The organism is Pseudoalteromonas luteoviolacea, from assembly GCF_018100925.1.
Lineage (GTDB): Bacteria > Pseudomonadota > Gammaproteobacteria > Enterobacterales > Alteromonadaceae > Pseudoalteromonas > Pseudoalteromonas obscura.
The window spans coordinates 239,508-260,712 of sequence record NZ_JAGJEH010000008.1 but is presented as its reverse complement, the minus strand read 5'-3'; the positions used below and the strand labels follow the sequence as shown (position 1 = coordinate 260,712).

Genomic DNA, 21,205 nt, shown 5'->3' with positions numbered 1-21,205 from the left:
GCGCATTATATTTCATCAAGATGACAGTTATGTTACATCAGCCATGATGATTTTGTGCCTTTTTTTAACTTTTATTACGCCTGCGCAAATCCTACTTTGAATGCACTGTATTTTCATTTGCATTTGTTTACAAAGCGAATGTCATCTTATTGGAAAAATCTGCCACATTTACTAGGCTTAACAGGCGATAGATCGCTTTTCCACCACCGCCAAAAGGCATTTAATAATAAGAGACATGTGATATGAAGCAGTTAGTATTAACACTTATAGGTAAGGACCGGCCTGGTCTCGTTGAAGAAATATCTGCCACAATTTTTCAGCATCATGGTAACTGGGCAACCAGTAATTTAAGCCACTTAGCTGGACAATTTGCAGGTATTATACTCGTTGAAGTTGCAGAAGAACATTTGCAAACCTTGCAAGACGCTCTTCACGCATTACCAGAGCTTGAAGTCCGTATAGAGCATGGCGAACATAGCCAGCCAGAATCTCAAATTGAAAAACTAAACTTGGTGATCACAGGTAATGATCGCCCGGGAATAATCCAAGAGCTTTCGAGTGTGATCCGCCACAAAGGCGCCAATATCACGCACTTGAATTCAAGGCAACAAAGTGCACCCAACTGGGGTTTGCCCATATTTAGTGCATTTGCCACAGTAAGTTTACCGCCAGGAATGGATAAAGAACATGTTGTGGACGCCCTGGAAGCTATCACCAGCGACCTGATAGTTGATGTTGAACCTGACTAATCTTTGATTCTAAATAACCCAATATTTCAATTACATTCTAAACTTTATATGGCAGGAAGGTTTACCACTGCCATATATCTCTTTTCTGCATAGCTTGTACCCAATGTCATATAAGTGTCACATTCTGGACATACTCTAGAATAAGCTATCGTTACTACGGAATGTAAAATGCACGCACTATCTAGCGACCCTAAAGCAATCAGCTTTTTTGCCAAAGAGCTTAGTTGGCTGTCATTTAATGAACGAGTCTTACAAGAAGCCAAAGATAAAAATAACCCGATTATTGAGCGTATTCGCTTTTTAGGTATTTTTTCTAATAACCTTGACGAATTTTTTCGTGTCCGTGTCGCTGATGTAAAACGCCGCATACTTTTAAGCAATTTACCCGATGCTAATTTTGAAGAAAACGAAGCACTTTTAAATCAAATACAAAAAAAAGTACTGTCTTTAGGAAAAAAGTTTAATCATATCCACAAGCAAATTTTCACGGATTTGAATGCGCACAATATCCATGTAAAACAGCCCGAAGCGCTTTCGGATTTTCATAAGGTTTGGCTACGCGACTACTTTAACGATCAGGTTTTACAGCATCTATCGCCAATCTTGCTGACCGAAAATAAAGACTATTCAGATCTTATCAACGATACAATGACCTATCTGTTTGTAGAAATGCGTAACGACAATGACAAACATCATCACGCCCTATTAGAGCTGCCAACCGATCGCCTCGATCGTTTTGTTATTTTGCCACCAGAAAAAACACGTCGGCAAAAAACCCTGATGCTACTTGACGATGTGGTTAGATATCATCTGCGTGAAGTGTTTAGTAACTTCTTATCCTTTGAGCATATAGAAGGCTATGAAATCAAACTGACCCGTGATGCTGAGTACAACCTCGATGATGAGCTAGAAGAAGGTCTGTTAGACAAAATGTCCAAAGGCCTCAAACAGCGTTTATATGCAGAGCCGGTTAGGTTGACTTATGATGAAGCCATGCCTGATAGCATCATGAAGGTGATGAAAAAACGTTTGGGCGTGACACAGCAAGATGCGTTGATCCCTGGTGGCAGCTATCGTAACTTTAGAGACTTTATCGCTTTTCCTAATGTTGGTAGAGGCTATTTAGAAAATAAACCTTTACCCCCCCTAAAAAGCAGCGCGTTTGACAAACATGACAGTGCATTTAAAGCGATTTCTGAACAAGATGTATTACTTTACTATCCATACCATACCTTTAATCACATGCTGGAATATGTGCGCCAAGCGGCATTTGATCCAAAAGTCACACAGATAAAAATCAATATTTACCGTGTTGCAAGCCGTTCACAACTCATAGCTTCACTTATCAATGCAGCCAAAAATGGTAAGAAAGTCACCGTGATGGTCGAATTAAAAGCACGTTTTGACGAACAGAACAACATTGAGTGGGCTAAAATGCTCAGTGAATATGGCATCAAAGTCATGGTTGGTCTACCTGCACTGAAAGTGCACAGTAAACTTTGTGTGATCCACAGAAAAGAGAAAGGCCAAATCGTTAAATATGCTCATATTGGGACTGGTAATTTCCACGAAAAGACCGCACGAATTTACACTGATTTTAGCTTGTTCACAAAGCACCCGGAGATCTGTAATGAGTGTGACGATGTATTTAAATTCATCGAAACCAGCTATCGCCCTTTCAGTTTCAAGCATTTAATGATTTCTCCGCTCAATGCTAGAGAAAAAATTTATTCGCTTATAGAGCAAGAAGTAGCAAATGCGCGCGCTGGAAATACCGCTCGTATTACTTTTAAAGTCAATAACTTAGTAGATAAAGAGCTGATAGAAAAGCTCTACAGCGCCGCAATGGAAGGTGTAAAGATTCGCATGATCATTCGTGGTATGTGTGCTTTAGTTCCAGGCATTGTAGGCTTTAGTGACAATATTCGCGTGATCAGCATTGTCGATCGTTTTTTAGAGCACCCAAGAGTCATGGTATTTGAAAATAATGGCGATCCTCAGGTTTATATTTCTTCCGCGGATTGGATGACACGTAATCTAGATCACCGTGTTGAAGTTGGTGTGCCTATTTATGACGACGCATTAAAACAGTTGATCATTGATACATTAGAACTACAATTTCGAGATCGCGTTAAGGCGCGCTTGATAGACGGTGAACAAAAGAATAATTATGTAAATCGTGGTAATAAGAAAAAAATTCGCTCACAGATCGCCATATACGATCACATTAAAAAATGGGAAAGCAGTAGGATTTAACATGACAACATACCCCTCTTTTGCAGCCATTGATTTGGGCTCAAACAGTTTTCATTTAGTGGTAGCAAGGGAGGTGGACGGTCGGTTGCAAATTCTCCATAAAGAGAAACAGCGGGTGTATTTGGCTGCTGGCCTCAATCAAAATTTCGACCTCGACGATGCAGCTATCGAGCGAGCAATGCATGTATTAGCACAATTCGCAGCAACTCTAAAAGGGTTTGAGAAACAAAATGTTGAAGTTGCGGCCACCTATACACTGAGAAATTGCAGCAATCTTCGCACCTTCCTCAAACAAGCAAAATCCGTTTTTCCATACAAAATCAACGTCATTTCTGGTCAAGAAGAGGCAAGGCTTATTTACCAAGGTGTTGCCAACTACATCCATGACGAAAACAACCGCTTAGTGATCGATATTGGTGGTGGCAGCACAGAAATCATCATTGGCAAACATCAGCATCATAAATTACTGACCAGCCGTAACATTGGCTGCGTGACCATGAGTAAACTTTTTTTCGAAGATGGAAAGCTGTCAGAGAAACGCTTTAAAAAGGCCATCATCCATGCCGAACAAAATATTGAGGCCATCACAGCCAGTTACTCCAAGGCTGGCTGGCAAACGTGTTTAGGTACCTCAGGTACGATAAAAACACTCGCTGCTATTAATGAAGAATTATTTACCAATAAAACGTTAACTTTGGCGTCTTTAGAGTTGATCCGAGCTTACTTTGTTCAAGCTCAGTCACTTGCTAACATTAATCTCAAAGCGTTACCTGAAGAGCGCAAGTCGAGTATTGCAGGGGGGCTTGCAGTGCTGATCGGTGCATTTAACCAGCTGAATATTGAACAGATGGTTTACTGTGATTATGCTTTGCGTGAAGGGTTGCTGCACGAGTTGGCCCAAAATGCAGAATTCGATATTCGCACTCGAACTATTACCTCTTTTGCTGAGCAGTATGCAGTTGATACCTTGCATGCACAGAATATTTGCCACACCATCACACGTCTATTCAAAGCCGCTAGAGTACACTGGCAATTAGAGAGTTTAGACCTTGAAGTGTTGCGCTGGGCAGTACAACTACATGAAGTTGGCATTGCGATAAACTCTTCGGGTATTCATAAACACAGTGCTTATGTTGTGAGCAATAGCCAACTGCCTGGCTTTACGCAAGAACAGCAACAGCTGCTCGGTGCACTCATTCGATTCCATCGAAAAAAAATCAAACCCTCGGAACTCAATACACTCGTTGAGTTGGAGTCGCAAGGCCAGTTTGCCAAACTGCTCACCTTATTACGACTGGCTATCCTCTTTCATCAAAAGCGCCAAAAAAGCCAAGTGCCTGACTACACGCTTTCAGTTACCAATAGCACTGTAGAATTGTCATTTGATCAAAGTTGGTTTGAACAACATAGTTTGTTTGCAGCAGACCTTGAACAAGAACAGATATATTGGAAAAGCTTACCACTGTCACTTTGTATCAACACATACTGTGCCAAATGACAAAAAAGCTCGGTAGGTTCACAGCGCATTAGTTTTCGTGCGGGTCCAAATCATCTCGCGCCACAGCGAACATTTCATCGCCATACGCACGGCTCTTAAGGATCAAGTCAAATAGCACTTGTACATCGGTGGCTGGGCGAATGGCGTTCAAAATCAATTCCGCTTCAGTCAGATTATTGCGCTCTACCTCAATTGCAAGCCGAAGTGCACCACCAATTAACCCTTTATAACTTAGCAGTGCACTGCTTAAGTCTGGATCGAGCGAAAACTCGTCCACCACAACGGACAACTCTACATCTAATATGGCATCCAATACAGACATCAAACCTATAAGGTAGCCCTGCTCAGCCATTTCTTCGCCACCAGGGGCCAAAAATAACTCTAAAAACTTAGCCCGATTTAATCCTAACTTAGTTAGCTCTGTCGGCTTATCAGCACCAAGCTCACTCAGAGCAAGTACTTTCACAAACTGACGTATTGCATCTTCACCAAGATAAATGACGGCTTGAGATATCGAGCGGATCTCAATACGCTCTTCACCCGCTTTGGCATTTGCAAGGCGTAATACACGTGCAGTCAAACTCAAATCTTTCGATACGCGATCTTGCACTTCTTTAAAGCAGAGCGACTTTTTCGCAGTGCAACGTAATAAATCAAAGACCGCGAGTTTAGAGGGTTCAACATTGCCGTGATTAAGCATTTCAGGTTTGGCGAAGAAAAAACCTTGAAAATAGTCGGCCCCCGCACTGCGAATAAAGTTAAATTGCTCTTGTGTTTCAATTCGCTCAACAATCACTTGCAAGTGCGGATATTGACGCTTTAGCTTTTTAACCATCATGGTTGTTTTGATGATAGGCAGCTCGACTTCAATCTTCACAAAATCGACCAATTCCAACAGCGGTTGCCAACGAGGATCGCCATCATAATCGTCAAGCGCAAAACGATAACCTACTTTTTGGAGTTTCGTAACTGTAGAAGTCAAACTATCGATATCTTGGGAACGTTCAACAATCTCAACCACTAAGCCTTGTGGACTCAATAGCTTAGGAAGTTCTTGGATCAAGGTTTCGTCAGAGAAGTTAACAAACGCCAGCGCGCCTGCGGCGAGTCTGTCTAAACCAATAAACAGCAGTGAATTAAAAAAAAGCCGACCCGTCGCTAACCCATCACTGATGCCACTGGGAAACACATTATTGTGGGAGTCCCTATATAGCAGCTCGTAGGCATGTACCTGTAACTCGCCATTCAAGATAGCTTGGCGAGCGATATACTGAACGGCATTTTTTTTTACCTTGGCAGTTTCACTACTCATTAACATCCTTCACTCTTGCACGCATTTCTGGCATCCATAGCTTCAGCATATGAAAAGTTCGCCAGCGGAGCAAATAAAATCCAACCTGATCTTGGTTAAGATCAGGAGACCAAACAGCTGGGGTTACTCACCAACCAGTTCAATACTGCGAAATGCCCCTTCATCAGCAGCTAACTCTTTAACCAATTCGGGCAGTACACTATCCATAGTTTCTTTAAGCACATAGGGAGGATTAATAACTATCATGCCTGATGCCGTCATACCTCGCTCCTCAGTATCTGCCGAAGTAGCCAATTCAAATAATTGGATATTTTTCACGCCAGAGGCTATCAGTTCAGCTTCCATTTGATCAATACGAGCTCGGTCAACAACTGGATACCAAATCATGTATGTACCCGAGGTGAAGCTTTTATGCGCTTTTAAAATCGTTTTAACCGCTTTTTGGTAGTCTGTTTTTATTTCGTAAGGCGGATCCATCAACACTACAGCACGGCGAGACATTGGAGGAACCAGACCGAGGAGACCTTTGAAACCATCTTCCCCCTTTACACGCAATGAACGTTTATGTGCCGTGTTTTTTTGCAATATCGGCAAATCTTGCGGGTGCAATTCAAAGAACCAACCTTTGTCTTGTTTGCGCAGGTATTGTTCGGCCACTTTTGGCGAGCCAGGATAGTAGGCTAAGGCGCTCTCGTTAAAGCCTTTTACCATATCTAAGTAGCGAATAATTGCCTCGTTACTACCTGCATAGTGCATAAGGCGTCCTATCCCATCTTCAAACTCCTGGGTCTTTTGTGCATCACTGGAAGCCAACTCAAATAACCCAGCCCCAGAATGTGTGTCTATATAGTCAAATGGCTTATCTTTGCGTGTCATGTATGAAAGCACTTCAGCCAATACTAAGTGCTTGATTACGTCTGCCGGATTACCAGCATGAAAAGAGTGTCTATAACTGAGCATAATATGCCTTATTCACTGACTATAAGTGGTTTTTTGAAAATTCGTCTCAAATCCGTGCGGCCGAAATCTGACCACTTTAATGAATAACAAATGAACAAAATACGAAGTTATCGGAATTATCTCTCAAAACGGCGCAAAAATCAGTATAAAGCTACGCAAATACTGGTAATAAAGCCCACTTTGCTTTACATTTGCATGACAAAACACAGTGATAAGAGCGCATTTAAAATGAACGATATTCTTCCACAACTCGAACAACTGGTAGATCAGCTTATTGGCAAAAATGAGCAACTAGAGCAGCAAATCAATCAATTGAAAGAGCAAAACAGCAAATTAGTTGATGAAAATGAGACGTTGCAGCTAGAGTTACTTGAACGCGAAGAAAAGCAAAAAGAAACCAGCACAACACTCAGCAGCCTACTTGATAAACTTCAGAGTGCTCATCAGGCGAGCTAATGACAGATAAAGTAAGCCAGGTGGCTGTTACCTTACTTGGTAAAAGTCACCAGTTTTCGTGTCCTGAAGGTCAAGAGCAAGCGCTTGTCGATGCTGTTGAGCTGCTCAATTCACGTGTTGATGAAATGAAACGCAAAGATACAGTTCGCACAGATCAAAACGCCCTACTAATGGCTGCTCTGCACCTATGTCACGATTTTCAGGCACTGGAACAAGAGCAACAATCGGCGAGAGCAAAAAGCAACCAGCTAGTTGAGCGATTAGGCGCCCATTTAGGGGCTAAGTAACATGCCATCAAGAATCGGCGTTAGCCTCTTTTTTCTGCTGCTTCTTCCTATCCAATCACTCGCTGCTACATGGCATCAAATAGACAAACATACCACCTTAATTGAACCGGCTAAACAAGCCAGTTTTTTACTGCCCAATCAAGCACTGATCCAAGGAGAAAAATGTGCTGCGTTAGTCGACAGTCATGGGGACTTCGTTGCGATTGAGTTGCTTGTTGCGCAAATTCGCTCGAAGCTCACGGTGCCACTTTGTTACGTACTTGCCACCAATTTAGACCTAAAGCAATTGTCTGGTGTGATGTTACTGCAAGGCGCGTTTCCCGAAGCGGTTATTTATACAGCCAAGTACACACATGAAAACACCCAACTCAATAGTGCTCTAAAACAAGAAATTGCACAAAAATTACAGGGGTTTGAACAAAGTTTAAAACTGAGTGAGAAACGCATTACTTCTGCACCTGAGTCTGCACAACTCGATTGGCATGCAAAATTACAACAAGCCAAACAGAGATTGGTGCGCTGGCGCACACTAAAATCCCCTAAAATTACAGAAATTGACAAACCACTCCATTTAGAACTAGGAAACTTTGCACTGCACGCAAAACCTTTGCATGGATACAAAGGCCGCGGGCTATACATCCAGGCTCCAAAAAATGGGGCCCTTTACGGAGGGCATACTGTCAACCCCTTACCCTACGTTGCACAGTCGAACACCCTTGCATGGTACAACACACTGCGTTCAATTGGACAATCCGATTCGTTCAACTGGATATTACCCAGTTTTGGCAAACCCTATAAAAAGTCACAACTTCATCTACCGATTGCTTTTTTAGAGCTACTTAACTCGGCTCATACCCCACAACAACTCAATGAGCTACGCCAAGTTTATCTAAAGCATAACGTCTCCTCAGAGCAGTTTGATGCATATTTTAAACAGGCACTGAAACAAAAATAACACGCTAGTTTTTGAACAAATAACCATCAACAGGTATAGTACTGATCATGAGCTATGCTACTTCAACTATCGAATACCCATTGTGGTTTCTTGTGCGTTACTTTTATGAAGTATAAAAATCTATGTGTAATATTTTGTTTTTGCGTCACTTTAATGAGCGTAATAGGATGCAAGCAAACACCTACCCAAAGTGCATCCCATCAAGATGTGCTGAAAGATTTATTGACGCAAAAAACATTTAAGCCTGTACCTGAAGCTATTGAAAATGCTGTTGAACCGGAGCCTGAACCACCAAAACCGTATAAAGCGCCTGATATTTGGCAGCACATCGCGCAAAATCTCAGCTTTGAGCAGACTCCACACCCACGCCTTAAAACCAGAGTAGAATGGTACCTCTCTCAACCTGAGTATTTACTAACGGTGAATCGCCGAGCTTCACCTTATCTATACCATATCGTAAAAAAAATAGAGCAGCGCAACTTACCGCTTGATCTCGCTCTTTTACCTTTTGTTGAAAGTGATTTCCGCCCTCTTGCAGTATCACAGCAAAGCGCTGTTGGCGTTTGGCAATTAGTTGATGCTACTGCCTATCATTTTGGTCTGCAAAGTAATGATTGGTACGATGGACGCCGTGACGTACTGGCATCCACAGATGCAGCATTATCTTACCTACAGTATCTGCATAAAACCTTTAAAGGTAATTGGCTACATGCCATTGCTGCTTACAATACTGGTGAAGGACGTGTAAAAGCGGCGATAAAGCGCAATCGAGCAGCTGGTAAAAGTACGCATTATTGGCACCTAAAACTGCCCAAAGAAACAGCTGATTATATTCCAAAGCTGCTGGCACTGAGTTATTTGCTCAAGCATCCCCAAACAGGGTTCAAGCGCCCAAATTTAAATAACACACCTAGTACAACAATGTTGGATGTTGGCCAAGCCTTTAATTTTGGTGTACTCGCGCAGTTACTCGACATTGATAAACAAAAGCTTCACGACCTGAATACCGGCTTTTTGCGACACCAAAGCCCAGAGCAAGGCCCCCATAAAATACTCGTTCCACTCTCAGAAAAAGCGCTGATGCAAAGCCCGTTTTATCGTGAGCAGTTTAGTCGCAGCTACAGTGTGAAATTAAACGACACACTCTATGGTATTGCACGCCAGTTCGGCACCTCGGTAAAAAAAATAAAGCAGCTAAATAATAAACAAAGTAACCTCATTCGAGTTGGCGAAACACTGTTGATTAACCAGGCAAACTTAAACCGTTCTCTGACTGTTGACTACCAAATAAGCCCGTACTTAGAACAGCAAGCCATACCTAAAAAGCCCACCATTGAACATCATCATACAATTGTTTCCGGCGACTCACTGTGGGATTTAAGCCAGCATTATCAAGTGCCATTAAAAGACTTGCTTGATTGGAATAACTTGCAAGCTGCTAGTATTTTATCTCCAGGCAAAGTGCTGATATTGCATCTACCAAGTCAAGCCAATCCACAACCAAAGGCGCACACCAACGAACCGAGTTATTTAGACGTCTTGGAAGGTGCTCTACAGCTCAAAGAAGTGCCTAAGACAAACCAACCTAACTTGCCCCCTGACTAGGGGCTAGCGTAGAATACGGGCTCACATCAAAGAGATATAAAGAGCACATATGCAAATAGCAAAAGATACCGCGGTAGAGTTTCACTACACGCTGACAGAAGGCACTGAGCAAATTGAGTCAAGCACGAGTGGAGAACCACTGAGCTACCTGCACGGCCAAGAAGGCATGTTACCAGGCTTAGAACAAGCGTTAGAAGGTAAAACGGCTGGTGACAAGTTCACTGTGACTCTTGAGCCTAAAGACAGCTACGGCGAATATCAAGAAGGTCTAGTACAGCGAATTCCAATCAAGCATTTGCAAGGTCTTGGCAACAGTAAAGTTTGGAAACCTGGCATGACAGCCATTGTCGACTCGAATCAGGGCAGACACCAAGTAACTATCGTAAAAGTCGGTCGTTTTAATGCTGATTGCGATCTGAACCACCCATTCGCAGGTAAAACTTTGACATTTGATGTAGAAGTTGTGAATGTTAGAGCTGCAACAGCCGAAGAACTTTCCCACGGCCACGTTCATGGTGCGGGCGGCTGCGGACACGATCACTAAGGAAAATATATGCAACCTGTTGCCATCATCACTGGTGGCAGCTTCGGCATTGGTAAAGCCATTGTTGAGAAGCTGCAAAGCCAAAACTACCGAGTGTTTAACCTCGACATTGCCCACAGCGAAACAGGTGAATTTCGTCACTGTGACGTCAGTCAAGTTGAGCAAGTTAAACAGACAATTGCTGAAATTGCCGCCGAAACAGGCCGCATTGATGCGCTCGTTTCAAATGCAGGTAAACACCTCAGTGCCACCATAGAACAAACTGACGAAGCAACACTGGATGCACTTTTTGCTCTTAACGTAAAAGGCGCATATGCGGCGGTACAAGCTGTATTACCGAGTATGAAAACACAACACAGTGGCAAAATAGTGTTGATTTCTTCAGATCAAGCACATGTTGGCAAGCCAAATTCATTTGCATACAACTTAACTAAGCACGCGCTGGCTTCTATGGCTAAAACAACGGCATTAGATTACGCGCAGTATAATATTCGCGCAAATGCTGTTTGCCCAGGCACCATAGAAACGCCTCTTTTTCACAATGCCATTGATAAGTATTGTGCTAAAAGTGGTGCTGATAAGGCCGAGATTGTCGCGGAAGAGGCGGCATTACAACCTTTAGGACGACTCGGTCAACCACAGGAAATTGCCGCTCTGGTTGCATTTTTACTGAGTGACGATGCTGCCTTCATTACTGGCAGCTTACAAACCATAGATGGCGGTTATACGGCACGCTAATGAAGATTATCGACCCACATTTGCATTTTTTTGACCTTGAAAAAGGCCAATACCAATGGCTCAAGCACAATCCACCTGCTTGGAATAATATTGAACAGATAAAACAAAATCACTTACCATCGGACCTAAAGAATATGTCTTCGGTTTCAGTGGCAGCATGTGTTCATGTTGAAGCAGGATTCGATAATAGCAATCCGATTAACGAGCTCCAATGGCTGGAAAGTGTCGTTCCACCATTACCCTATAAAGCGGTCGCTTACGCTAAAATAGATAACCCTCCAGAGCTGTTTAACGCGGCGCTTAAAAAACTACACCATCCCAGTTTGGTGGCAATACGAGATATTACAGAGGGAGAGGATGCCGAGCGCCTACTGTCTCCTAATGTGATCCTAAACATACAGCATTTAAGCGAGTTAGGTTTGCACTTCGAAGCACAATTTGAAGTTCATAATAGCGCGGTCAGTGAACACTTGTTCGAGATACATCAAACGCATAAAAATAGCCGTTTAGTCATCAACCACGCCGGATTTATGACTTGCCGTGACAATTGGCAGGACAATATTGAAAAGCTCGCAAAGCTGAACAACTGCTTTATTAAATTTTCAGGTCAAGAGCTGCTTGATGCACCAATGAACCCACAACAACAACTCGACGTTTTGTTAACGCAGTTTGGACCGACACGCGTGATGCTTGCTTCAAATCACCCGGTGTGCTTAATCGAGCATGACTATCAAAGGCAGTGGGCGCACTATTACGAACTGGTACAACAAATTGATCCGACGCTTTGGCAAGCGCTAAGCTTTGACAATGCAAAACGCATTTATGGATTTACACTTTAAGAGCGGATCTGGACCAAATCAAATGCGGCTAAACTTGGCACAATGACCTGTAAGCGCTTTTCTGTTTCGTCCAGTGTATTGAGGCACTCGCAGTATTCATTGGCCTTAACTTCAAGCTGGGCGGCTTTTTGCTGTAAAGATTTGTCGATTTCTTTAGAGATGATCTCCATGCGCTGTCCCATATCCGAGAATCGACTTTCAATATTACCTTCTCGAGATTTGAACGCATCACCCACTGATACCAAAATAGCGCCTAGTGAGCCATGCACTGCGGAGTGAATTTTTCCGCTGATCTCCTTGGTAAAGAAGTCGTCAATTTTGGAGAGTGATTGAGGAGCAATATAATAGAAGTCTTCTCCGCGCTTGAATTTGTCCATCAACGCACGTTCAACGTATTGAAGTTGTGTTTTTAGTACCTCAGGGTTGCTATCTGACATCCCCTCGACCACTTGCTCAATGGCGCTCAGGCCAAGGTTTACCCCATCGGTAGCAAGGTTAACTAGCTCGGGTACAGTATCCCGGATCCCCTTTGCATACTCTTGTAATACTTGAGTTTCCTGCGCATTGAGCTGCACCCAAAGCCCACGGACGAGAAGCTGGTTGTCATTGTTGATTTGAACACGTGTTTGGCCATTGTCTAAAATGCGGATCACCGAATCAGTGATAATTAAACCATGCCCTAACTCTACGTCACATTTATCATCAGCATACGCAATACTCGAAGCCCCAAACAACAACGAGAACAAAACAGACTTAGTGCTAGATATAGACAACTTCATACTACCCCCATACGTAATAGCATGAGGGTAGCAAATTTTAATTTTTAACCAAACTTATTTTTCTGATTGCGGGCAAAATGTATATCGCATTAATCGCACAAACGCGTCTGAAGTTTTACTACTTGATCTATCATTCAATCCATCGGCAAATTGGTATGTCCAAGCCCGTGATATATCTTTTGCGTAAGTCGTACTGGTCCAATAGTTACCACTGTGATTACCTAAAAAGACAGTAGCGTTAATCGCTGGGTCTTCACAGCTGCGCTCCACAATAGTTGCCAGCTCTTTAACATTTGGCACCTGCCAGTCATCATGACCTCCTAAGCGGCTATTATTTGCTGCTGTTAAAGCCTGCTGCCAATTAAGCTGCTGCTCCTTATTATCACAACTCCCTGTTTCTGCGTTAAATACAAAGCCAAAAGTACAACGTTGCCACATAATATCCGTCTTGGTGTCACACACTGTACCATCTTCATTTACGATAAATCGCTCGTCAGGCGTAGACAGTGGGACAGATGTATCCGAGGCACATTGCTGAGCAAATGCTACAGAGCTAAATAGGAAAGTGGCTATTAAGAGTTTAATTTGCATTTGCATTTCCTCGTACAAGTCTTACATATGCGGTTTGTGCTTTTGCTCTGGGCACGTCATTTCCTGTAATCATATCAATTACATAAGCTCTGGTAAGGTTAGCATCCAAACCATCGGTTCCCCCAACCGCAGTTTGATTTGTCCAGTAATATAAATGTCCCTGTATTGCTTCATCTGGCATGTTGGGGAAAAATGCGGGATCTAATACATGGACGCTGTTTCGACCAAAATCGACGATGCTCATCAGCTCGGTATAACTTGGTAAGCGCCAAGTATTACCGCCACAATAACCACCAGCCAGCCCATTGACACTATTGATAAACGCTTGAATACCACCCGCTACATTTGTATTAAATGTCCACGTATAATGGTTTTGCGCATAGCGAATTGACGTCGCAGTTTGATCTTTCACTTCCCAAACTAGCCCTGTGATGTTATCCCGCACACAGCTAAATGTCGGCGCATCATCTTGCAGCTCTTTGCCGTCTGCATCCAGTTTAGTAAAGTCAAAGGCTAGATTGCCAGATCCCTCTTTAGAGATCACTTGTGCAACACTATCTCTACCTAACTCAGCATCCTGCCTGGGGAATGAACTGTCGCCACACGAAATGGCTGTAGAATTGTTGTAGCAGGTGCTCGAACCACTGTCATTCAGGTTACTGAGTGGTTTAGGCAATATATCAATCCGAACTTCATCATCACCACTGCGATTAGCGGAGTCTGTCACCGTCACTTTAAAGGTAGCAAAGGTATTTTGTTCTTTATCAGGGGCTTGAAAAGTCGTTTTGCATTCGGTGTTATTGGCAAGAGTGATAGCGCTGCCAGTGCTGGATTGCTGCCAGTTACACGTATATTGCCCGTCAACCGTGACACTTTTGGTTGCGTCTAACGTGACTGTATCAAACTCAAGTACCTGTTGATCTTCACCGGCTTCGGCTAGCACAACCTCATCATTTTTAGCCAGAGCAACACTGATATCCGTTGTTGTACTGCCACCCTCATCATCAGTGACTGTTAAGCGCCAAACCGCAGTTTGTGTTTCAGCTAATAAAGGGTGTACAAAACTTAAAGTGACCTTGCCCGTATCTTCCACAGATATGTTGCTTGGCCCTGAGATCAATTGCCATTTATACCCTACCACCTGTCCGTTTTCATCGGGGTCACTCGACTCAGATGCCGACAAAACTATTGTATCTTGATATTTTGACGACTCTTCCGGCGCAGTTTGCTTTACAACCGCAACAGGCAACTGGTTATTAGATGTAATATTGACATTCAGCGTATCGCTCACCAACTCGCCATTTGGCGCAAGGTAGTCAACTTTCAGCACAGCAAGGCTGTTGCCTTTTACATCGGGTGCAGTGACAGTCAGCTCTTCCCCAGTTTGTGGAAAACCATCAAAAGACGGGCCTGATGTGACCTGCCAGTTAAATGTTCCTCCAGTGGGTGAAGCTGCTGCTTTAAGCGTAAATTCGTTCTTTTCGATGACAGTGACATCTTGTCCTGCATTGACACTGGCTCTGACAACTTCTTCATTTGAGCCACCTGAACCTCCACAGCCACTCAACACCGTTGAGATGGCCATGACGACAAGCGATTTTTTTAGCATTACAACTCCTAACTGACTACCTCCGTGTCATGTTAGAGGTAGCTATCTTGATGGATACGAACAAATAACTTAGTGCCAACCTTACTGTAATCTACTTTATATTCACGACCGTCTAATGACTGAATAAAAAGCAGTCGCTTAACTTCGCTGAATACGTCTGCACTTGAAATTTGCACCACCTCTAAATAGCGCTCTTTAGCTTCCCGGCGATTTCTCGGTAACTCTTCTTTAAACGGCACTAAGCCCGTGGCTGTTACCTTAATCTTTGGGTGGCTTTCCGCATTCACGATCACTAAATCGAGCTTTTTATCTTTATGGATAATGGTATTACGACCACTTTTAATAAAGGCTCTATCGAAGCTCATGTATATATCCTGTTACTTCATCTAGCGGTGGCAATTTGCTCATGCAAATCTTTGACCACCTTTTCTGGTGTTAACTTCCAGTGGTTTAAAATATTAGCAAATTGCCATATATCCCTGTCTAAAACATTCGCAGGTAAGATGAGATCGTACCCAGTAATCGTTTTAAGATTTTGCATCCTATTTGCAAACATGGCCATCAGGCCTGTATATGAGCGCCCATCCGGCGATTCATAGCAGGTTTCTTCTATTAGCCATTCTGATGGACAATTGCCATTTGCGCAATGTATTTTAACAGCTTGTAAAAAAATATGCCGCTGTTCTATTAATAGCTTCCCAGCCAAACGGGGGGTCAGCTCTATCAAAAACTCATCAATATTGTTTAGTTTAATACCTACAGCATTTAACTCAAGGTTTTCAACTCCTTGTGTTACAAAAGGGACACCGCTGGAGTGAAAATTCTTATGAGAAACATGCATAACGCCATATTTATGGACATAATTGAGTGTAATGGCGCTCATTTCAATACTGTAAAAAGGCTGCTGACTTTTTAAAAAGCCCAGTAATATCGAGCAAATAGCAGCTGCTGCAAACGCCAACTCTAATATCGTAGGTGGCGTAGCTCGCAGCGCAACAAACACAATAATAATAACAAGGCAGATACCACCCGCGAGCATAAACTCGATACTGTGACGATTGGCTGTCGCTCGCAGTGATACTTTATGCATAGTAGAACCACCAATAAAATATCAGCATTGCAATCAACCACACGAATAGTTTTCGTAATTGCAGACATTTTTTACAGGGTTTTACTTTACGCATTTTCGTAACCTTTTGGGTACACAGTAAGGTGTCTTGTTATATTTTCGTTTAATACACAAATATACAAGATATCCGCAATTTTCTCCCTCAAGAATTTTTGTACACTAATCATCTACAAATAGTGAGATTAAATTATGCGTGCAAATCAGTCGGGCAAAGCCCTTTTTCCTACCCTTATTTTAATGCTAATTGCATTGTGCGGCTATCTCTATTTTCCCGCAACTCAAGGTGAGCAATCAAATCGTGCCAGCAGGGCTGTAGAAGTCTCTGTTCATACCGTTACCCCTCAACATCGCGCAGTAACCGCTGAAGCCATTGGTTCTGCTCGAGCCAACCAAGCGGTCGACATTACAAGTTCACACAGTGATTATATCAGCGACATTTTATTCAGCGATGGTCAATCTGTAACACGTGGACAAAAATTAGCGCAGCTGAACAACAAAGAAGAGCTTTTAGCTGTCAAAGAGTTGACTATCAATTTAAAAGAACAACAAAGACAGCTGACCCGTTTAACAGAGCTAGCCAAAACACAGTCTGCCGCTCGCTCTCAGCTTGATGCACAGCGCTCAACAGTAGAGGCGCTCAATACTCAACTTCAAGCCACGAAACTCAAGCTCTCGGAAATGACGATTTACGCGCCCTTTGATGGCGTATTAGGAAAGCGCTTGGTATCAATTGGCAGCTACGTAAAAGACAACACACCGCTGACCACCTTAGACGACATCAACACCATTAAAGTAGATTTTCAGCTCCCAGAAAAATACTTAGCAAAATTAACTTTGGGTATGAAGACCAGTGTAGTGAGTGACGCATATCAACAACAGTTGTTTTGGGGACACATTTCTCACATCGACCCACGTATTGACGAATCCACCCGCAGTATTCAAGTTACCGCCAGTTTCGACAACGCTGAAAATCACCTTCGTCCGGGCATGTTGCTCAACGTCGCAGTGCAACTGCAACAAGTGAACGCTTTAATGGTGCCAGAAAAAAGCCTGATCCCAAGGCAAGACAAGCATTTTGTGTATATTGTTGAGGACAATAAAGTTAAACAGCAACAGATCACCTTGTTAAATCGCTTTTCCGGCTGGGTTGCGGTTAAAGGCATCGAGTCGGGACAGTTAGTTGTGACCGAAGGCACAACTAAAATTCGCAGCGGTAGCCAAGTTACGGTAAAGGGGTAAAGCGTGAAGATCACTGATACGGCCGTAAAGCGCCCTGTTTTTGCTATTGTCATAAATTTACTGCTGCTTACTTTCGGTATTGTGGCTTTTACCATGCTGCCTCTGCGTGAATACCCAGATATTGAAACCCCCATAGTCAATGTCAGCACAGATTACACGGGCGCGTCAGCAGCTGTAGTCGAAGCCAAAATAACTCAAGTGCTTGAGAACCGTATTTCTGGTATCGAAGGTATCAAAAGCATTAATTCATCAAGTCGCAATGGACGCTCTAACATCACCATTGAGTTTAATATTGATAGAGACATTGACGCCGCAGCTAACGATGTTCGTGAACGAGTTTCTCGCGCACTAGATCGACTCCCCGAGCAGGTTCGCCCTCCAGAAGTGTCTAAGTCCAGCGACGATGAAAATGCCGTAGCTTGGTTTGTACTCAATAGTACGTCAATGGATACACTGCAACTCTCAGACTACGCTCAACGTTATATAGTAGATCGTCTAGCCGTTGTTGACGGTGTCTCCCGAGTACAAATCGGCGGAGAGCGAAGGTATGCGATGAAAATTTGGCTTGATCGCAAAGCTATGGCCGCCAGAGGTGTGACAAGTAGCGATATAGAAAATGTGTTACGTAGAGAGAATGTTGAACTGCCCGCTGGTGAAATTGAATCACTAGATCGTGACTTTGCCGTGCGGATCGCACGTAATTATACCTCTCAAACCGATTTTGATAACCTTGTTATCAAACGGGGTGAGAATGGCTACCTGATCCGATTGAACGAAGTTGCCAAAGTATCTTTAGAAGCGCAAGATGAAGAAAGTACATTCCGCGGCAATGGCAACAATATGATAGGCCTTGGTATTGTAAAGCAAGCCAAAGCTAATACTCTTGAGGTAGTTGATAACGTTAAACAAGAACTTATTGCTATTAAACGTAACCTACCTGAAGGCACTCGGATAGAAGACAGCTACGACTCCTCTATCTTTATTCGCGAATCGATATCGGAAGTATACCGAACACTCGCCATCGCTATGGGTTTGGTGGTACTGATCATTTTTATTTTCCTCGGTAATATTCGCGCAACCTTGATCCCCGCGGTCACGGTGCCCGTTGCCTTAGTAGCAACCTTCATGTTTTTGCTGGCAATGGGTTACTCTATTAACTTGCTAACATTATTAGCATTGGTTCTCGCTATTGGCTTAGTTGTGGACGATGCCATAGTAATGTTGGAAAACATTCACCGCCGAATAGAACAAGGTGAACCAAGGTTACTTGCCGCATTTCGCGGTGCTCGAGAAGTAGGTTTTGCAATTATCGCAACCACGTTAGTCTTAGTATCAGTTTTTGTACCGCTCGTCTTTATGGATGGACGTATTGGTGCGCTATTTACAGAATTCGCGCTGGCAGTCAGCGCTGCGGTTATATTTTCGAGTATCACTGCCCTTACATTATCACCCGCTCTTTGCTCAAAAGTACTCAAACAGGGCCAAGAAGGCCGCTTTTCACAGTGGATGAACCAACAGTTTGGTAAGCTGGAGCAAGGCTACCAAACGGTACTAAAAAATAATATTCATAGCCGATATGGGTTGATATTAGTGCTAGCACTTTCAGTTGCCGCCAGCTACGGACTCTTTAAGCAAATTCCCTCTGAACTTACACCCAAAGAAGACCGCGGCACCTTTTTTATCATGATGAATGGCCCTGAAGGGGCGAGTTATGAAAATAACGCTGCAAATATGGCACAAATAGAACAGCACTTAATGCCTTATTTGGAAAACGAAGAGCTCAGCCGCGTTTTAGTTCGCGTGCCTGGGTGGGGTAACCGGGGTGGTGTCGCTATCGTGGGCATGCCAGATTGGGATGAGCGCAAACGCTCAACCTGGCAAGTCATGTCTGAGATCAGTGGCAAAATGCAACAAGTTACTGACGTCAGAGCATTTGCGATCATGCGCCGTGGCATAGGGGGTGGCGGCTCTTCCCGTCCAATTGAGTTTGTATTGCAAGGTAATGACTATCAAGAGTTAGCTGCATGGCGAGATCGCATTTTTGAACGAGCCCGCAACAATCCGGGGCTAGTCAGATTAGATCACGATTACAAAGAGACCTTCCCACAGTTTCTAATCAGTATTGATAAATTAAAAGCGGCTGATTTAGGTGTATCAAGCAATGATATTGGCCGCACGCTTGAAACCATGTTAGGCCAACGACGTGTTACAACATTCATTGATCGTGGCGAAGAGTATGACGTCATCCTAAAGGGAGAAAAAGCGGATTTTAGTGCGCCTACAGATATCAATAATGTCTATGTTTCCTCACGTACCGGCCAGCTTGTACCACTAGATAGCCTGATCACAGTCAAAGAAGAAGCGACGGCGGCAAGACTCAATCGCTTTAACCGCATGCGTGCAATCACGATTACTGCAAACCTTGCACAAGGGTATACCCTTGAACAAGCTCTTGATTTTTTAAATCAAGTCGCGGCAGACGAAAACCATACTGATGGTGTCATCGACTATAAAGGTGAATCACAGCTTTTCTATGAAGGTGCATCGGCAATGACCTATGTCTTTATTTTGGCCTTGGCTGTGACCTTCTTGGTACTGGCCGCGCAATTCGAGAGCTTTGTTCACCCGTTAGTAATTATGTTAACCGTACCACTTGGATTGATAGGCGCAATGCTAGGTCTATACTTTAGTGACAGCTCTTTAAACATTTACAGTCAAATCGGTATTGTTATGTTAATTGGCCTCAGTGCTAAAAATGGTATTTTGATTGTTGAATTCGCAAACCAGCTACGCGATAAAGGAGTCGCGTTTGAACAAGCCATTATTACCGCAGCGACTCAACGATTGCGGCCCATCATCATGACCTCTCTTACAACAGTTATGAGTGCCATTCCGCTAGTTCTCGCAACGGGCCCAGGCTCTGAAAGCCGTATGGTAATTGGTGTCGTGGTATTTGCTGGTGTTAGTCTAGCTACAATTCTTACCTTGTTTGTGATACCAACTGCTTATAGCATACTAGCTAAACACACACGCTCACCAGAGCATACCGCTATTGCACTTGGTGAACAGCAACAAGCATACCCTCATCGTGAGCAAAACGAAGGAGTTGATTAATGAGCAAGCTACATTTGGCCACGTTTGGTGGTGGATGTTTTTGGTGTATTGATGCCGCCTTTCGCAAAGTTAAAGGCGTCACGGCAGTCACCTCAGGTTACAGTGGTGGTGACACACTTAATCCGACCTACAAAGAGATCTGTTCAGGTACAACCAGACATGCGGAAGTAGTGCAATTGGAATTTGATGCCGAACTGATAGCGTTCGAGACATTACTTGAGATGTTTTTTACGCTTCATGACCCGACACAATTGAACCGGCAAGGAAATGATATCGGGACTCAATACAGAAGTGTGATTTTTTATCACACAGATGAACAGCAAGCGCTCGCAAAAGCGCACATTTGCGCAATTCAAGCACACTATGAAGCGTCCATTGTGACAGAACTGAGTGCAGCTGAGATATTTTATGATGCTGAGCAATATCATCAAAACTACTTTGATGAAAACCCCAACCAAGGATATTGCAGTATTATGATAGCGCCAAAAGTTGCCAAGTTTGAACAGCGATTTAGTGATTATTTAAAGTAAAAAAGGTGAGCGTTA

20 protein-coding genes are annotated in these 21,205 nt (G+C 43.3%); 13 read left to right on the top strand and 7 right to left on the bottom strand.

The window, feature by feature from the left end:
* Positions 1–242: 242 nt before the first annotated feature.
* The 3 genes from J8M00_RS18535 (at position 243) to J8M00_RS18525 (ending at position 4,503) form a co-directional block, all read left to right on the top strand.
* Positions 243–749, top strand: coding sequence for a glycine cleavage system protein R (locus tag J8M00_RS18535; protein WP_211012004.1), 507 nt, complete (start codon positions 243–245; stop codon positions 747–749).
* Between the two features lie 168 nt (positions 750–917).
* On the top strand, positions 918–3,005 hold the full coding sequence (ppk1, locus tag J8M00_RS18530; RefSeq protein WP_211012003.1) for a polyphosphate kinase 1: 2,088 nt from the start codon (positions 918–920) through the stop codon (positions 3,003–3,005).
* Position 3,006: 1 nt separating this feature from the next.
* Positions 3,007–4,503: an exopolyphosphatase gene (locus J8M00_RS18525; RefSeq protein ID WP_211012002.1), complete on the top strand. Its 1,497-nt coding sequence runs from the start codon at positions 3,007–3,009 to the stop codon at positions 4,501–4,503.
* 28 nt (positions 4,504–4,531) lie between these two features.
* On the opposite strand, the gene J8M00_RS18520 is transcribed toward J8M00_RS18525, so the two are convergent.
* Positions 4,532–5,821, bottom strand: coding sequence for an EAL and HDOD domain-containing protein (locus J8M00_RS18520; protein ID WP_211012001.1), 1,290 nt, complete (start codon positions 5,819–5,821; stop codon positions 4,532–4,534).
* A 117-nt stretch (positions 5,822–5,938) separates the two neighbouring features.
* On the bottom strand, positions 5,939–6,775 hold the full coding sequence (locus tag J8M00_RS18515; protein ID WP_211012000.1) for a 23S rRNA (adenine(2030)-N(6))-methyltransferase RlmJ: 837 nt from the start codon (positions 6,773–6,775) through the stop codon (positions 5,939–5,941).
* A gap of 228 nt (positions 6,776–7,003) precedes the next feature.
* Here J8M00_RS18515 and J8M00_RS18510 point away from each other — a divergent pair, with 228 nt between their 5' ends.
* From J8M00_RS18510 to J8M00_RS18480, 7 genes are all read left to right on the top strand, one after another.
* A complete protein-coding gene (locus J8M00_RS18510) occupies positions 7,004–7,231 on the top strand; it encodes a hypothetical protein (RefSeq protein ID WP_023397427.1) in 228 nt (75 codons plus the stop codon).
* Positions 7,231–7,518, top strand: a complete 288-nt coding sequence (locus J8M00_RS18505) for a cell division protein ZapA (protein ID WP_211011999.1) — start codon at positions 7,231–7,233, stop codon at positions 7,516–7,518. Before J8M00_RS18510 ends, J8M00_RS18505 begins: the two co-directional genes overlap by 1 nt.
* A gap of 1 nt (position 7,519) precedes the next feature.
* Complete coding sequence (locus J8M00_RS18500; protein WP_211011998.1) at positions 7,520–8,473, top strand: hypothetical protein; 954 nt, start codon at positions 7,520–7,522, stop codon at positions 8,471–8,473.
* Between the two features lie 153 nt (positions 8,474–8,626).
* Positions 8,627–10,078 (top strand): transglycosylase SLT domain-containing protein, encoded by a 1,452-nt coding sequence (locus tag J8M00_RS18495; RefSeq protein ID WP_211011997.1) that lies wholly within the window; start codon positions 8,627–8,629, stop codon positions 10,076–10,078.
* 49 nt (positions 10,079–10,127) lie between these two features.
* On the top strand, positions 10,128–10,622 hold the full coding sequence (locus J8M00_RS18490) for an FKBP-type peptidyl-prolyl cis-trans isomerase (protein ID WP_211011996.1): 495 nt from the start codon (positions 10,128–10,130) through the stop codon (positions 10,620–10,622).
* A gap of 9 nt (positions 10,623–10,631) precedes the next feature.
* A complete protein-coding gene (locus tag J8M00_RS18485; RefSeq protein ID WP_211011995.1) occupies positions 10,632–11,360 on the top strand; it encodes an SDR family NAD(P)-dependent oxidoreductase in 729 nt (242 codons plus the stop codon).
* Positions 11,360–12,199: an amidohydrolase family protein gene (locus J8M00_RS18480; protein WP_211011994.1), complete on the top strand. Its 840-nt coding sequence runs from the start codon at positions 11,360–11,362 to the stop codon at positions 12,197–12,199. The genes J8M00_RS18485 and J8M00_RS18480 overlap by 1 nt, the downstream gene beginning before the upstream one ends.
* Here J8M00_RS18480 and J8M00_RS18475 read toward each other — a convergent pair.
* The 5 genes from J8M00_RS18475 to J8M00_RS18455 are packed head-to-tail and all read right to left on the bottom strand — an operon-like array spanning position 12,196 to position 16,268.
* A complete protein-coding gene (locus J8M00_RS18475; protein ID WP_211011993.1) occupies positions 12,196–12,978 on the bottom strand; it encodes a YggN family protein in 783 nt (260 codons plus the stop codon). The genes J8M00_RS18480 and J8M00_RS18475 overlap by 4 nt on opposite strands.
* A gap of 54 nt (positions 12,979–13,032) precedes the next feature.
* Positions 13,033–13,569 (bottom strand): DUF1566 domain-containing protein, encoded by a 537-nt coding sequence (locus J8M00_RS18470; protein WP_211011992.1) that lies wholly within the window; start codon positions 13,567–13,569, stop codon positions 13,033–13,035.
* A complete protein-coding gene (locus J8M00_RS18465; protein ID WP_211011991.1) occupies positions 13,559–15,178 on the bottom strand; it encodes a DUF1566 domain-containing protein in 1,620 nt (539 codons plus the stop codon). Before J8M00_RS18465 ends, J8M00_RS18470 begins: the two co-directional genes overlap by 11 nt.
* Before the next feature lie 32 nt (positions 15,179–15,210).
* Entirely contained in the window at positions 15,211–15,543 is a 333-nt protein-coding gene (locus J8M00_RS18460; protein ID WP_211011990.1) for a hypothetical protein, read from the bottom strand.
* Between the two features lie 17 nt (positions 15,544–15,560).
* Complete coding sequence (locus J8M00_RS18455; protein ID WP_211011989.1) at positions 15,561–16,268, bottom strand: DUF2982 domain-containing protein; 708 nt, start codon at positions 16,266–16,268, stop codon at positions 15,561–15,563.
* Positions 16,269–16,496: 228 nt separating this feature from the next.
* Between J8M00_RS18455 and J8M00_RS18450 the strand changes: the two genes are divergently transcribed.
* Genes J8M00_RS18450 through msrA form a run of 3 tightly spaced genes read left to right on the top strand, consistent with a single transcriptional unit; the run spans position 16,497 to position 21,190 of the window.
* Positions 16,497–17,546, top strand: a complete 1,050-nt coding sequence (locus tag J8M00_RS18450; RefSeq protein ID WP_211011988.1) for an efflux RND transporter periplasmic adaptor subunit — start codon at positions 16,497–16,499, stop codon at positions 17,544–17,546.
* Between the two features lie 3 nt (positions 17,547–17,549).
* Entirely contained in the window at positions 17,550–20,660 is a 3,111-nt protein-coding gene (locus tag J8M00_RS18445) for an efflux RND transporter permease subunit (RefSeq protein WP_211011987.1), read from the top strand.
* Complete coding sequence (gene msrA, locus J8M00_RS18440; RefSeq protein ID WP_211011986.1) at positions 20,660–21,190, top strand: peptide-methionine (S)-S-oxide reductase MsrA; 531 nt, start codon at positions 20,660–20,662, stop codon at positions 21,188–21,190. The genes J8M00_RS18445 and msrA overlap by 1 nt, the downstream gene beginning before the upstream one ends.
* The last annotated feature ends 15 nt before the right edge of the window (positions 21,191–21,205 follow it).

What these genes read in the sequence shown, in the direction of transcription:
- J8M00_RS18535 (WP_211012004.1), top strand. Translation starts at nt 243, where the DNA reads ATGAAGCAGTTAGTATTAACACTTATAGGTAAGGACCGGCCTGGTCTC.
- ppk1 (WP_211012003.1), top strand. Translation starts at nt 918, where the DNA reads ATGCACGCACTATCTAGCGACCCTAAAGCAATCAGCTTTTTTGCCAAA.
- J8M00_RS18525 (WP_211012002.1), top strand. Translation starts at nt 3,007, where the DNA reads ATGACAACATACCCCTCTTTTGCAGCCATTGATTTGGGCTCAAACAGT.
- J8M00_RS18520 (WP_211012001.1), bottom strand. Translation starts at nt 5,821, where the DNA reads ATGTTAATGAGTAGTGAAACTGCCAAGGTAAAAAAAAATGCCGTTCAG.
- J8M00_RS18515 (WP_211012000.1), bottom strand. Translation starts at nt 6,775, where the DNA reads ATGCTCAGTTATAGACACTCTTTTCATGCTGGTAATCCGGCAGACGTA.
- J8M00_RS18510 (WP_023397427.1), top strand. Translation starts at nt 7,004, where the DNA reads ATGAACGATATTCTTCCACAACTCGAACAACTGGTAGATCAGCTTATT.
- J8M00_RS18505 (WP_211011999.1), top strand. Translation starts at nt 7,231, where the DNA reads ATGACAGATAAAGTAAGCCAGGTGGCTGTTACCTTACTTGGTAAAAGT.
- J8M00_RS18500 (WP_211011998.1), top strand. Translation starts at nt 7,520, where the DNA reads ATGCCATCAAGAATCGGCGTTAGCCTCTTTTTTCTGCTGCTTCTTCCT.
- J8M00_RS18495 (WP_211011997.1), top strand. Translation starts at nt 8,627, where the DNA reads ATGAGCGTAATAGGATGCAAGCAAACACCTACCCAAAGTGCATCCCAT.
- J8M00_RS18490 (WP_211011996.1), top strand. Translation starts at nt 10,128, where the DNA reads ATGCAAATAGCAAAAGATACCGCGGTAGAGTTTCACTACACGCTGACA.
- J8M00_RS18485 (WP_211011995.1), top strand. Translation starts at nt 10,632, where the DNA reads ATGCAACCTGTTGCCATCATCACTGGTGGCAGCTTCGGCATTGGTAAA.
- J8M00_RS18480 (WP_211011994.1), top strand. Translation starts at nt 11,360, where the DNA reads ATGAAGATTATCGACCCACATTTGCATTTTTTTGACCTTGAAAAAGGC.
- J8M00_RS18475 (WP_211011993.1), bottom strand. Translation starts at nt 12,978, where the DNA reads ATGAAGTTGTCTATATCTAGCACTAAGTCTGTTTTGTTCTCGTTGTTG.
- J8M00_RS18470 (WP_211011992.1), bottom strand. Translation starts at nt 13,569, where the DNA reads ATGCAAATTAAACTCTTAATAGCCACTTTCCTATTTAGCTCTGTAGCA.
- J8M00_RS18465 (WP_211011991.1), bottom strand. Translation starts at nt 15,178, where the DNA reads ATGCTAAAAAAATCGCTTGTCGTCATGGCCATCTCAACGGTGTTGAGT.
- J8M00_RS18460 (WP_211011990.1), bottom strand. Translation starts at nt 15,543, where the DNA reads ATGAGCTTCGATAGAGCCTTTATTAAAAGTGGTCGTAATACCATTATC.
- J8M00_RS18455 (WP_211011989.1), bottom strand. Translation starts at nt 16,268, where the DNA reads ATGCATAAAGTATCACTGCGAGCGACAGCCAATCGTCACAGTATCGAG.
- J8M00_RS18450 (WP_211011988.1), top strand. Translation starts at nt 16,497, where the DNA reads ATGCGTGCAAATCAGTCGGGCAAAGCCCTTTTTCCTACCCTTATTTTA.
- msrA (WP_211011986.1), top strand. Translation starts at nt 20,660, where the DNA reads ATGAGCAAGCTACATTTGGCCACGTTTGGTGGTGGATGTTTTTGGTGT.